Origin of the sequence: Maridesulfovibrio ferrireducens (assembly GCF_900101105.1) — a bacterium.
Classification (GTDB): Bacteria; Desulfobacterota; Desulfovibrionia; order Desulfovibrionales; family Desulfovibrionaceae; genus Maridesulfovibrio; species Maridesulfovibrio ferrireducens.
In genome coordinates this window covers 566,844-579,182 of sequence record NZ_FNGA01000003.1, presented here as the reverse complement: position 1 = coordinate 579,182, position 12,339 = coordinate 566,844, and the positions used below count along the sequence as shown (strand labels likewise).

The 12,339-nt window shown below is 41.2% G+C and carries 13 protein-coding genes; 10 read left to right on the top strand and 3 right to left on the bottom strand.

The annotated features are described in order from the left end of the window. Nucleotides 1-7: 7 nt before the first annotated feature. The 6 genes from BLT41_RS11945 to BLT41_RS11920 all read left to right on the top strand — a co-directional run bounded on the left by BLT41_RS11945 (nt 8) and on the right by BLT41_RS11920 (nt 4,984). Entirely contained in the window at nt 8-703 is a 696-nt protein-coding gene (locus BLT41_RS11945; RefSeq protein WP_342025819.1) for a precorrin-2 dehydrogenase/sirohydrochlorin ferrochelatase family protein, read from the top strand. Beyond that, nucleotides 690-1,517, top strand: coding sequence for a cytochrome C assembly family protein (locus BLT41_RS11940; RefSeq protein WP_092161409.1), 828 nt, complete (start codon nt 690-692; stop codon nt 1,515-1,517). Before BLT41_RS11945 ends, BLT41_RS11940 begins: the two co-directional genes overlap by 14 nt. A gap of 3 nt (nt 1,518-1,520) precedes the next feature. Then, nucleotides 1,521-2,831: a glutamyl-tRNA reductase gene (hemA, locus tag BLT41_RS11935; protein WP_092161399.1), complete on the top strand. Its 1,311-nt coding sequence runs from the start codon at nt 1,521-1,523 to the stop codon at nt 2,829-2,831. Nucleotides 2,832-2,849: 18 nt separating this feature from the next. Further along, the gene (locus tag BLT41_RS11930) at nt 2,850-3,185 is read left to right on the top strand and encodes a hypothetical protein (protein WP_092161398.1); all 336 of its coding nucleotides are present in this window, start codon (nt 2,850-2,852) and stop codon (nt 3,183-3,185) included. Nucleotides 3,186-3,218: 33 nt separating this feature from the next. Continuing rightward, entirely contained in the window at nt 3,219-4,250 is a 1,032-nt protein-coding gene (gene tilS, locus BLT41_RS11925; protein WP_092161397.1) for a tRNA lysidine(34) synthetase TilS, read from the top strand. Nucleotides 4,251-4,312: 62 nt separating this feature from the next. Then, nucleotides 4,313-4,984: an adenylate kinase gene (locus BLT41_RS11920; protein WP_092161396.1), complete on the top strand. Its 672-nt coding sequence runs from the start codon at nt 4,313-4,315 to the stop codon at nt 4,982-4,984. A 98-nt stretch (nt 4,985-5,082) separates the two neighbouring features. On the opposite strand, the gene mgtE is transcribed toward BLT41_RS11920, so the two are convergent. Beyond that, entirely contained in the window at nt 5,083-6,435 is a 1,353-nt protein-coding gene (mgtE, locus tag BLT41_RS11915; protein WP_092161395.1) for a magnesium transporter, read from the bottom strand. Between the two features lie 171 nt (nt 6,436-6,606). On the opposite strand from mgtE, the gene nadC reads away from it, so the two are divergent. The 3 genes from nadC to nadB all read left to right on the top strand — a co-directional run bounded on the left by nadC (nt 6,607) and on the right by nadB (nt 10,171). Continuing rightward, nucleotides 6,607-7,479 (top strand): carboxylating nicotinate-nucleotide diphosphorylase, encoded by an 873-nt coding sequence (nadC, locus tag BLT41_RS11910; RefSeq protein WP_092161671.1) that lies wholly within the window; start codon nt 6,607-6,609, stop codon nt 7,477-7,479. 11 nt (nt 7,480-7,490) lie between these two features. After that, entirely contained in the window at nt 7,491-8,513 is a 1,023-nt protein-coding gene (gene nadA / locus BLT41_RS11905) for a quinolinate synthase NadA (RefSeq protein ID WP_092161394.1), read from the top strand. Nucleotides 8,514-8,575: 62 nt separating this feature from the next. Further along, nucleotides 8,576-10,171 (top strand): L-aspartate oxidase, encoded by a 1,596-nt coding sequence (nadB, locus tag BLT41_RS11900; protein ID WP_092161393.1) that lies wholly within the window; start codon nt 8,576-8,578, stop codon nt 10,169-10,171. 57 nt (nt 10,172-10,228) lie between these two features. On the opposite strand, the gene BLT41_RS11895 is transcribed toward nadB, so the two are convergent. Then, nucleotides 10,229-11,500, bottom strand: coding sequence for a M20 metallopeptidase family protein (locus tag BLT41_RS11895; RefSeq protein ID WP_092161392.1), 1,272 nt, complete (start codon nt 11,498-11,500; stop codon nt 10,229-10,231). Between the two features lie 30 nt (nt 11,501-11,530). After that, nucleotides 11,531-11,719: a hypothetical protein gene (locus BLT41_RS11890; protein ID WP_092161391.1), complete on the bottom strand. Its 189-nt coding sequence runs from the start codon at nt 11,717-11,719 to the stop codon at nt 11,531-11,533. Nucleotides 11,720-11,846: 127 nt separating this feature from the next. Between BLT41_RS11890 and BLT41_RS11885 the strand changes: the two genes are divergently transcribed. Further along, nucleotides 11,847-12,197: a DsrE family protein gene (locus BLT41_RS11885; RefSeq protein WP_092161390.1), complete on the top strand. Its 351-nt coding sequence runs from the start codon at nt 11,847-11,849 to the stop codon at nt 12,195-12,197. Nucleotides 12,198-12,339: the final 142 nt, after the last annotated feature.

Sequence of the window (12,339 nt, the reverse complement as noted above, 5' to 3'; positions counted from 1 at the left end):
TACCCTTTTGCTATACCCAAACTCTATGACGTACTATCCTATTTCTCTCAAAGTGGAAAATCAGAAATGTCTGCTTGTCGGTGCCGGAGAAGTCGGCCTTCGCAAGCTGAAATCCCTTTTGCATTGCCATCCAACTGAAATCAAGGTGATTGACACTTGTGATCCATCTCCGGAAATGCGCCGCATCGGAGAAAATCCCCGTGTTATTTTTGAAAAACGTGCATTTATCCCTTCTGATTTAGATGAAAAATTTGTAGTCTTTGCCTGCACCAGCAATCAAGTTGTAAACAGACAGATTGCTGATCTTTGTCAGCAAAAAAATATTCTCTGCAATATTGCTGATTATCCTGAGGGCAGTAATTTCATTGTTCCCTCGGTAATAAGACAGGGAGATCTTACACTTACTGTATCTACGGGCGGTAACAGTCCGGCTTTTACGAAAAAAATTCGTCGTGATCTACAAAACATTTTTGGAGATCATTACGCAAAATTTCTTACTTTAATGGGCAGATTGCGACCTCTGGTCCTTGACCTTGGCAAGGAAACAAGCGAAAACACCGCTTTGTTCAGGCATCTTGTTGCGTCTCCGATTTTAGATGAACTGGAAGCAGGAAACATAAGCCGGGTTCATGAATTGTTGGCTGAAATCCTGCCGGAAGAACTTGTTCCCCACATCCCGGAGTTAACTGATGACTTTGTTTGAGTTTTTTCAATACGTGATCATAGCCCTTTATTTGATGGGCATGACCTTTTTTATCGCAGGAACCCTGAAAAACAATCAGGTCATGGGTAAGCTCGGTAATCTCTGCGCTATCGGCGGATTTGCTCTGCATTCTCTAGATCTATTGCTTGCTGTAACTCTGTATAAATCAACAGTGCTCACAGGCGGTTTCTTTTATTTCAGTCTGCTGGGATGGAGCTTCATTCTTGTTTATTTCGCTCTTTGGTGGAAAGTAAGAAATACTTTCTTTGCATTGACGGCTTCACCTCTGGCTCTTTTGCTGTTCATTGCATCTCTTGCCGCGCAAAGTTTGAAAGTAACACTCCCCGCCCATTTGGCAGGTCTTTTTATAGGTCTTCATATCGGAACGATCTTTGTGAGCATCGCTCTGATGGCAATGGCTGCAGGAGCCGGAGTTGCTTTCATTTACTTGAACAACAAAATCAAAACGAAAGCAAATCTTACCTCTCTGGGTAAAGAGATGCCCTCTCTAAACACCTTCGACAGAGTGAATCATTGGGCCATAATGATCGGCTTTCCTCTTTATACGCTGGGACTTGCAGCCGGTTTTCTATGGGCACGAGGAACCTTTACCAAAATGTTCTCGTGGGATCCGAAGGAAATTGTAACGTTATTGGTCTGGTTTTTATTTGCATTTCTTTTTCATCAACGCACAGTTGTTGGCTGGAGAGGCAGAAAACCGGCAATTCTGGTGATCATTGTATTTGTCATCACCATGATATCATTATGGGGAATTAATTTTTTTATCCCTACTCACCACAGCTTTAAAGTCTGATTTATGGACCAAAATATTTACCTTATAGGCCTCAACCACAAATCTGCAGGTGTAGATGTCCGTGAACGTTACGCCCTGACCAATATTGAAGAGTTCGAAAAAGGACTCCTTGATATGGGAATTCGCGAAGTCATGGCGCTTTCCACCTGCAATAGAGTTGAAATTATTGTCGTATGTTCAGAAGAATTCACTGAAAATGAAATCCTCTCATACTGGGCTGACAAATGTGGCGGTTCAAAAGTAGATCTCGAACCCAATACTTATTGTCATAAAAATCTTAAAGCAGTTAACCACTTGTTCAGAGTAGCCAGCAGCCTTGATTCAATGATCGTCGGCGAACCCCAAATTCTAGGTCAGCTTAAAGATTCATATCGAAAAGCTGTAGAAGCCGGGGCCGCCAGAGTAATCATTAACAGAATGCTGCATAAGTCTTTTTTTGTTGCTAAAAGAGTGCGCTCAGAAACTTCGATTGCTTCAAACGCAGTATCAATAAGTTACGCTGCTGTTGAACTTGCCAAGAAAATTTTCGGTGAACTTAAAGGGCAAAAAGCCCTGCTCATCGGGGCTGGTGAAATGGCTGAACTAGCTGCAACACATTTACTAAACAGCGGTGTTGAAACGATTCGTATCGCCAACAGAACTTTTTCCAGAGCTGAAGAACTGGCAAAAACTATGAACGGTGAAGCCATACCATTTGATAACCTTTACGACTGCCTAAGCGACACAGACATCATCATAAGCTCCACAGGAGCGCCACATGCTGTCATTAAAGCCAAGGACATGAAAAAGGTTATTAAACAGCGCAAATTCCGTCCTATGTTCTTTATTGATATTGCCGTTCCGCGTGATATCGACCCCGACGTCAATGGTCTTGATAACGTATACCTTTACGATATCGACGATCTTAAAGACGTGGTTGAAGAAAACATGGCTCAACGTGAAGATGAAGCTGTAAAAGCAAACTCCATCGTCGACTCAGAAACACTTTCTTTCGGTAATTGGATAAACTCACTTGATCTGCAACCAACCATTGTTGACCTTTTTGACCGCAGTGAAGGTGTTGCTAGAAAAGAGTTAGCCAAGACTTTAAAAAGACTTGGTAAAATTGATATTGAAACACAAGAAGCCATTGAAACTATGGCTCTGTCTATCGGTAAAAAACTGCTTCATGAACCCGTTTCTTTTCTCAAACGCCGAACAGAAGAAGAAGGCGCCGCAGAAAAGTTTGTTGATTTAGCCAGACGCATGTTCAACCTTGATAATGATACTATTCCACCGGATGCACACTGTAGGCGCAAGAAACAAAAAGATTAAAGTTTAAGGATATCAAAAATGAGAAATTACCTGCTTGAAGACATATACGAAGAAGACTTAAAAAAGATTTCCAAGGCTCTTACTGACCTTGAATTTACCGGTGGATTAGAAGGAATTTATTACATTCCGGTTCCTGAGGATCTTTTACAGGCCGAACAAAAAGAACACATCAACGAATGCGGTCCGTACTTCATGGCGTTAGAAGTACTTGAAGAAGGCCTTAAACTTGAACTTCTGGTTCGCGCACGCAACAAACTGCGTTGTTCCTGTGTCTGTTACGCGACGACTGACCAGCGTAACCATATGCTCGATTATCTTGATAATTTCATTAACGATCTTGAAATTTCTCTGTAGTAAAAGCTACCTAAGCTTCCGGAAACATTACTAGTGAAATTACCTTTATCAATACAAGAACTGAACTCAGAGCATGCACGGTTATGCCTTGATATTGAAAAGTTCGGTAATCTTAAATCAGGCACAAACTTTGCTTCGCAAAAACTGCTCATTGCGGTTTCAGGTGGAATAGACTCCACCGCCCTTCTGATCATATCAACCCTGCTGGCCCGTAAATCGGGTGGCAGGGTTTTCTGCGCTCATATGGATCACAATCTTAGAGAAGAGTCATGTCAAGATCGTGAGTTTGTTGAAAAATTATGTTCGAACCTAGACGTTCCATGTGTATGTAAATCTGAAGATGTAAGCGATTATGCTGTTAACAAGTCAGTCGGACTTGAAGAAGCAGGTAGAATTTTAAGATACAATTTCTTCAACGAATGCATGAAGAAATTTGATACTTCATTTTTAGTTCTGGCTCATCATCTTGGGGATCTCTGTGAAGACGTTGTAATGCGCCTTATCCGCGGAGCAGGCTGGCCTGCTCTTGGCGGAATGGATGCCTATGATCCAGGCAGAAAGCTCCTTAGACCTCTACTGACAACGAATAAACTGCAACTTGAAGACTTTCTAAAAAGCATAGATTGTCCGTGGCAAGACGACAAAAGCAATTTTTCGGACAAATGGACCAGAAACCGGATTCGTAATCACATAATTCCATTGCTGCACAATGAAAATCCAAGTTTCGGTACCAGCATTGCCAGACTAAAAAGTCAGGCCGATCAGGATCAAAATTACTGGAATTGTGAAATAGCAAAAAGTTTAAAAAAACTGGAACAACTTGATGGCGGAGAATGGCTGGCACCTTGCTCATTGTTAAATAAAAGCCATCCAGCCTTAAGATGTCGCCTTTTTAAAAAAATCATAGAAATGCTTGGTAAAGGGCATGCCCTTGCCGATTCAATAACTCTCCTTGAGAATGCGTACTCTGCCCGGAAAACCGGAGCAGTATTTCAATTTCCGGCTGGAAAAACTGCGACAATTACAAGAAAAGGCATAGTGTTCAAAATTTCCCAGAGATATTGACAGCGAAAGCGGCAGGGTTTAAACCTTGTGAAATTTGTTACTAATTCATTAGGAGGACTACAATGAATATTCTTATTTTCGGACCTAACGGTAGTGGTAAAGGAACACAGGGCGCTCTTGCTAAGAAAAAATTTGATCTTGATCATATCGAATCCGGTGCTATCTTCCGTAAACATATCGGTGGCGGAACTGAACTTGGAATGAAAGCTAAGGCATTCATTGAAAAAGGCGAACTCGTACCTGACGATATCACTATTCCTATGGTTCTCGACGTTCTTCAGTCTTCCGATGAAAACGGCTGGTTGCTTGACGGTTTCCCTCGTTCTATCGTTCAGGCTCAGAAACTTTGGGAAGCTCTCGAAAAAGACGGCGTAAAACTTGATTACGTTATCGAAATTCTTCTTCCTCGTGAAACTGCTAAAAACCGCATCATGGGTCGTCGCCTTTGCGAAAATGATCCTAACCACCCTAACAACAAATTCATCGACGCTATCAAGCCTGATGGAGACAAATGTCGCGTATGTGGCGGAGCTCTTACCGAACGCGCTGATGATCAGGACGAAGAAGCAATCAGCAAACGTCATGACATTTACTACGATGACAAGACTGGTACCATTGCAGCAGCATACTTTTACAGAGATCTCGCTCCTAAAGCCGGCTTCAAATACATTGAACTCAACGGCGAAGGTTCTATTGATTCTATTAAAGAAACTCTCATGGCTCAGCTTGTATAATCCGGTTTATACCAGATTGAATTATAAAGCCCTTCTACCATCAGGTAGAAGGGCTTTTCATTTAGCTTCATAAAAACAAAATTTGTTTCATGCTATTTTTACAGTAAAAATATCCCGGCCAGACCGAGCAAGGAAAGAAATCCTAAACTATCTGTAACCGTTGTTAAAAAGATTGAAGATGCCTGCGCCGGATCACGACCGAATTCTTTTAGAATAATCGGGATAGCACCGCCGACCACAGCTCCCATAAGCATATCGATAAACAAAGCCCCGGACATTACCATTGCAAGAGCTGAATTGTCAGTCAGCATATAAACAGCCATGAGCACTAAAAGTGATATGCAAACACCGTTAGCAAGTCCGATCTTGAGTTCACGAAAAACTGCGTTCCAAGATTTTTTCCGATCAAATTTTTCCGTTGCAAATTGTCTGATCATAACAGCAAGAGCCTGCTGCCCGGTATTACCTGCCTGATTTGCAACAATTGGCATCAGAACCGCTAAAATAGCCATCTTGGCGATATTGGCCTCAAATAGATGAACTACCCAAGCTGAAATAGCAGAATTAGCAACGTTTATAACAAGCCAAGGAAGTCTCTTTTTAACAGAGTAAGTCCACGGAGAATCCGTTGTTTCATCAGTACCCGCACCAACCATTGACTGCATATCTTCACTGGCTTCTTCATTAATAATGTCAATAACATCATCAACTGTGACAACTCCCAGCAGTCTATGTTCAAAATCTGTGACAGGCATCGCAAGAAAATTATAATGTCCTATAAGTCTGGCAACTTCTTCCTTGTCCACTTCATAAGTAACGGAAATCAAATGCTGATTATGAATTAATTCTTTTAATTTTTTTCCGGGACGGGAGATAAGAAGGTCGCGCAAGGAAACTGCACCGGTCAAATGATTTCTGCGGTCAACAAGATACGCGTAATAAGGAATGCTTTTATCTTCAACCTCTGCCCTGATGGATGCAATTGCCTGATCGACAGTGAGATCTTCAAGAAGAATAGCAACCTCGGTGTTCATAACACCACCGGCTGTTTCAGGATCAAAGGTGAGCAGAGTAGAAATTTCTTCTCTGTCTTCAGCTTTTATTTGACGCAGCAAACTCTCGCGCAAATCATCATCAAGCCCTTCAAGAATATCAGTCGCATCATCCGGAGACATAAACTCCAAAATCCGTGCGGCCATTCCCAAATTAAGCTTTTCGACCAGCTCTCGCTGGTCATATTTTTCCATCTCGGCAATAGAATCAGCGGCATCACGAATTGGAAGCTGTTTGATGAACTTTACCTGTTCATCCAGCCCTAATTCTTCGATATGGTCAGCAGCATCCGCAGGATGCATAGCATCAATAACCCGTTGGTCAACTTCACCAACGAGTCCTTTTCCGCTTTCTTGCCATTGCCTGAGTGGTTCAGGTATTCCTTTTGCCCTTTTCATTGCGCTCCAACTAACTTAAATACAACTAAAGGTCAAAATTTCTTAGACTGTAACAATTCAAAGAACACTTTGTGAAATCCTTCTCAGCCCTTGTGCCCATTAGAAAAAACGGATACCAAAAATTGCTAATAGTTCTTAAACTTTATGTTACAAAAAATTAACAGGTACAATATGACTGACAATAAATTCGATACATTCTTTCAGGCTGAATCAAAAATGTTCCTTTTAGCAACAATTAGAATAGCTTTGAGTGAAGATGGGCCGGACCTGACTTCACAGGGATTATTCGAACCTGAAGATCTAGCAAATGCTCAGATCATTGCAAAAGAAGAAACTATTGTTGCCGGATTACCACTTATTCCTCTTATCCTTGAATTTGCAGACAAAGATAACGTTTGCAAAGTTCATTTAAATGTTGATGAAGGCGACAGAATTTCAGCCGGAACACTTATAGCTGCCATTCAAGGTCCTGCCGCAATACTTCTGAAGGCAGAAAGAGTTATGCTTAATTTTCTCTCCCATCTATCCGGAATAGCGACTCTTACCAATAAGTATGTTAAAGCACTTGATCATAGTGAAACAATTTTACTGGACACAAGAAAAACTATTCCAGGACTTCGCTACCCTGAAAAATATGCTGTTCTTGTAGGCGGAGCTCAAAATCATCGTCTAAATCTTGTTGAAATGCTGATGTTAAAAGATAATCATATTGATAGAGCCGGATCTATTACGCTCGCAGTTGAAAAACTTCGTAGCAAATATGAGCCCTGCCCGCCCATAGAAGTAGAATGCCGAAATCAGCAGGAAGTTGATGAAGCGATAGCTTGTAAAGTTGAGCGGATAATGCTCGACAATATGACTTTTGAAGAAGCAAAGGCTTCGATAGCAACGGTTCCTGATTCAATAGAAACAGAAATCAGCGGAAACGTGACTCTTGAAACAATTGCACATCTTGCAGAAGCCGGCCCTGACTATATTTCCGTAGGAAGAATCACACATTCTGCAAAGTGTTCAGACATGAGCATGCAAATATATTCAATCTAGGATTTATTAAAATGTATTCCAAAATTATCAGTGACATAAAAGCAAAATACGGAAGTAAGCTGGCCATTCTTGGGCACCATTATCAGGCTGATGAAATAATCAGACACACTGATTTAAAAGGAGATTCACTGGAACTCGCTCGCCAGATTGATAAGCTTGAAGCCGAATACATTGTTTTTTGCGGTGTGCATTTTATGGCTGAATCTGCGGCCATCGTCCGTAAAGCTAATCAGAAGGTATATATTCCGGACCCTTCAGCTGGATGCGTCATGGCCAACATGGCCCCTGCCGAGCTGGTTGATACTGTTTTGACAAAAATTCTTGAAGAAAGCGGCAGAAAGATAATTCCACTGGCTTACGTCAACACCCCTGCTGCAGTAAAAGCTGTTTGCGGTAAACATGGCGGATCTGTCTGCACTTCTGCAAATGCCGAAAAAATGCTGAAATGGGCACTCGAAAGAGGAGACGGAGTTCTTTTCCTTCCCGATAAAAACCTCGCACTCAACACAGCTGACAAACTTGGCATTCCAGAAAATAAAAGATTAATTCTTAATATCCGCAAGAAAGGTGAAAAACTTAATGTTGAAGAAACTCTGGACAAACAGCTTTTAATTTGGCCCGGACTTTGTGCTATCCATCAAAAATTCAAGATTTCTCAAATAGAAAATCTCCGTAAAAAATATCCGGGAGCAAAGGTTGTCGTACATCCTGAATGCCCGCCTGAAATAGTTGCTGCTGCTGACGGAGATGGTTCGACGTCTTATCTTATTAAATATGTCACTGAAGCTCCAGTCGGTTCGACTATTATTATTGGTACTGAAACCAATTTAGTAAATAGGCTGGCTAAACAGTTCCCTGATAAAAACATTCTTCCTTTAAGTGTAAGTTTTTGTAGCAACATGGCTAAAATAACTGAACAAAAACTTGCCGAACTTCTCCAGAACCTTGAAAGTGCCGAATTTGAAGACGTATCAGACAATATAAGAATTCCCGCCAAAGTTGCCCTTGAAAGGATGCTTAAGGTCTGTGCTTGATTCAAAAGTAATTAACCTTTAGCCGGAAACCTTAATGGCAACCGTCAATTGAGATAAATTGCATGCAAGACAACCGAATGAAAACTGATGTTTTAATTATCGGAGCAGGAATATCCGGCTGTATATCAGCTTTAACCGTAGCGGAAAAAGGTGTCGAGGTAACACTGTTAACTCAGGGAGACGACCTTTTCACAGGTAACACCAGACTGGCCCAAGGTGGCATTGTTTATACCGGTCCAGGCGATTCTCCTAAAATTCTTGAAAAAGATATCAGAACCGCAGGATGGGACTATAACAATATAAAGGCCATCCGTACCTTAACGAAAGAGGGTCCGGAAGCGCTGAAACATCTGCTTCTGGAAAAATATCCTGTTCCTTTTGCCTGCGATGAAAATGGTGACTACAGCCTGACTCGTGAAGGCGGACACGCCGTGCCCCGCATACTCTACTGTGCGGATCATACCGGACATTCCATCATGGAAGTTCTTTCAAAAGCCGTAGCAGATCATCCTAATATCACCGTCTGTACTCAGCGAACAGCTGTTGACCTTTTGACAAATCATCATCACGCGAGAGAAACCGAGTTTAAATATTGCCTCAGCAATAAATGTCTCGGAGCATATGTCTATAACGAATCCATAGATGCTGTTGAAACTATACTGGCTGACTTTACTGTATTAGCAACAGGTGGACTCGGTCAGATTTATTTGCATACTACGAATTCTACCGGATCTATCGGGTCCGGAGTGGCTATGGCTTCACGTGCGAAAGTCAGAATTATAAATTCAGAAATGGTACAATTTCACCCTACTGCTTTTTATCAGGGCACACGTTCAAGAGCGAGCCGCCGCTTCCTGATATCTGAAGCTGTTCGCGGTGAAGGAGCAAAATTAGTAAACTGTTACGGTGAAGCGTTTATGCCACGCTACGACCCAAGAGCAGATCTTGCCCCGCGTGACATCGTAACTCGTTCAATTCAGGAAGAGATGCTTAGAACGGGAGAAGAATGCGTCTACCTTGATGCCGCAAACTTTGTGAAACATGATTTAAAAGAAAGATTCCCCACAATCTATGGAACTTGCGCTGATGCAGGTACCGATATCACAAAGACACCTATTCCGGTTGTTCCTGCCGCCCATTACTACTGCGGCGGAATTCTTGTGGATGAAAAAGGAAGAACGACTCTGGACAGACTGTATAGTGTCGGAGAATGCTCCTGTACGGGTGTTCATGGCGGAAATAGACTCGCATCAACTTCACTGCTCGAAGGAATGTTCTGGGGATATACTTCCGGTAAGGATATGGCGTCAAAGATTTCTAAGAAAACAGCAATTAGCAAGAAATTGATGAACGCAATTCCTAATTGGGAAAACTCCGGTACAAATGAAAATGAAGATCCGGCTTTGATTGCTCAAGACTGGATGTTGATTCGCAGTATTATGTGGAACTATGTAGGAATAACAAGATCTACTGCCCGTCTCAGTCGTGCAATGTACGATCTGCAAAATCTCAACAGAGATTTAAGATCATTTTACAAAAGAACGCCTATCAGTAGACCTATTGTTGATTTATTTCACGGCTGTCAGGCAGCTCTTTCTGTTACGGCTGCTGCGATTAAAAACAAAAAAAGTCTCGGGTGTCATTATAGAGTTGATTAACAACATTCATTGAAAGTTTATAAAAAAAGGCTGTGAGGTTAACCTCACAGCCTTTTTTTATAAGCGCGGTTTAGAGCTGGTTTGATAATTTAATACTGTAGCAGTCATTGTTATAACCGCAGCGAGAATGCTATTTTCATACTGAGGAAGAAATCCGCTGTTATGAAGATTCGGCGGATTAATTAATTGTGTTTCATATAATTCCATATCAGAGGAACTAGTCACGCCGGTAAAAAACATACAACAAGGGATTTCGGTCGAAGCTGACGTTCTGTATAGCGCAAAATCTTCACTACCCATAACCATATCAGCTTCAACGAAATGATCTTTACCCAAATGCTCTTCTACAGCTGCTTTTACTATTGCCGACAAATCATTATCATTAATTGTTGCCGGAAGCTCATCATCCTTTTCCATCGTAATAACAGGGAAAAGATTTTCAGGAAAATCCATTGTTAATGCTTCGTTACGGCAGATACGCTTAATTGACCGCAAAATATGATCACGTGTTTCAGAATCAAAAAATCTGGCTGTTAATTCCATAACAACTTTTTCAGGAATAATATTAGACCTTGTTCCACCATGAATAGAACCTATTGTGACAACTGCCGGAGTAAGAGGATTCAACTCCCTGCTGACTATTGTTTGAATCGACGAAATGATTCGAGCTGCCAACACAACAGGATCACGCGTTTCATGAGGAGCTGATCCATGCCCGCCTATCCCGCGAACTAAAATTTTAAGTTGAAAAACTCCTGCCATCACCGGACCGGGCCTGACAGCAATTGTTCCTGCTTTAACTTTCGGACGAACATGCGTTCCGATACAATAGTCGGGCCGCCCGAACTTTTGAAATAAGCCATCATCAATCATGGCTCTGGCTCCGGACATTGGTTCTTCTGCCGGCTGCCCGACAAACAAAATCCTGCCACTCCAACTATTTTTTAGTTTCGATAAAGTTTTTGCAGCTCCGACAAACGCAGCCATATGAAGATCATGCCCGCACGCGTGCATAACGCCTACAGAATTGCCAGAGCCGTCTACAGCCTGAATAGTGCTGGCATATTCTGCCCCGGAATTTTCGGTAACAGGGAGTGCATCCATATCAGTGCGGATCATAACCGTCGGGCCGTCTCCATTTTCAAGAGTTCCGACAATTCCGAAACCACCGACATTACGCGTGACATCAATTCCACAATTTTCAAGCTGATCAGCCAAAACACGTGAAGTTTCTTTTTCCTGTCCAGAAAGTTCAGGATTAGCATGAAAATGCTTATACAACTCAACCAAAGAATTTAATTCTGACAGAACAATCTTTCTCAAATCCATAATCACAAAATCCTTAAAAAAATCAAACCGTTATTCTTTATTTTGACTAATAGCGGAAACTTCTGTGTGAGCACGTCTTTTAGCGTCTTCAATAAGCGGATGCAAAAGCCCTACAATATTACGAACATTCAGATTTTCAGCTTCCTTTGAGCAAAGCAGAATGTCCAGCGCTTCAAGTCCGTGAAAAATATAATCTACACTCTTTTTGATATCTTTCATTTCTATCTCCTCAGATAAATATTATATACTTAAAACCATCAAAATTGTATTAGTAGCAAGTACTGATGTCTATGAATAATTGTTCATTTTTCGGACATTCTCTACTTTTTTACAGGAGAGGTTGCCAATGAGCTATAAAGTTGTTTTTCATATAGATTGGGATGATGATCAAATTTTAAAAATGGCTCTTGTAAACATTGAAAATTTATTAAAAGACCCTTCTGCTATTTCTTCAAAAATTCATCTGGTTGCAAATGGTGAATCTGTCCGTTTTTTCCGAAAAGAATTCTGCGGCGAAAATTATCCTAAAATAAAAGAACTTCATTCGAACGGCGTTCGATTTTGTATATGTAATAATTCTCTCAACAAGCTTAAATATAAACCGGAAAACATGCTTGATATCTGTGAAATAGTCCCAACGGGAGTTATTGAAATTTGCCGACTACAAGATGCAGGATTTGCTTACATCAAGCCTTAAATTGTTTAGGTTAAATCATAACTGATCAAAAAAAACACTCTTTTCGCTAAATAATTCGCCAGTTCAAAGTTTTCGTTTTCATCCATTGCCATACTGTTTAAATTGATAGTAGTTTTTATACATCCATCTAAACTTTAACTTA

What these genes read in the sequence shown, in the direction of transcription:
- BLT41_RS11940 (WP_092161409.1), top strand. Translation starts at nt 690, where the DNA reads ATGACTTTGTTTGAGTTTTTTCAATACGTGATCATAGCCCTTTATTTG.
- hemA (WP_092161399.1), top strand. Translation starts at nt 1,521, where the DNA reads ATGGACCAAAATATTTACCTTATAGGCCTCAACCACAAATCTGCAGGT.
- BLT41_RS11930 (WP_092161398.1), top strand. Translation starts at nt 2,850, where the DNA reads ATGAGAAATTACCTGCTTGAAGACATATACGAAGAAGACTTAAAAAAG.
- BLT41_RS11920 (WP_092161396.1), top strand. Translation starts at nt 4,313, where the DNA reads ATGAATATTCTTATTTTCGGACCTAACGGTAGTGGTAAAGGAACACAG.
- mgtE (WP_092161395.1), bottom strand. Translation starts at nt 6,435, where the DNA reads ATGAAAAGGGCAAAAGGAATACCTGAACCACTCAGGCAATGGCAAGAA.
- nadC (WP_092161671.1), top strand. Translation starts at nt 6,607, where the DNA reads ATGACTGACAATAAATTCGATACATTCTTTCAGGCTGAATCAAAAATG.
- nadA (WP_092161394.1), top strand. Translation starts at nt 7,491, where the DNA reads ATGTATTCCAAAATTATCAGTGACATAAAAGCAAAATACGGAAGTAAG.
- nadB (WP_092161393.1), top strand. Translation starts at nt 8,576, where the DNA reads ATGCAAGACAACCGAATGAAAACTGATGTTTTAATTATCGGAGCAGGA.
- BLT41_RS11895 (WP_092161392.1), bottom strand. Translation starts at nt 11,500, where the DNA reads ATGGATTTGAGAAAGATTGTTCTGTCAGAATTAAATTCTTTGGTTGAG.
- BLT41_RS11890 (WP_092161391.1), bottom strand. Translation starts at nt 11,719, where the DNA reads ATGAAAGATATCAAAAAGAGTGTAGATTATATTTTTCACGGACTTGAA.
- BLT41_RS11885 (WP_092161390.1), top strand. Translation starts at nt 11,847, where the DNA reads ATGAGCTATAAAGTTGTTTTTCATATAGATTGGGATGATGATCAAATT.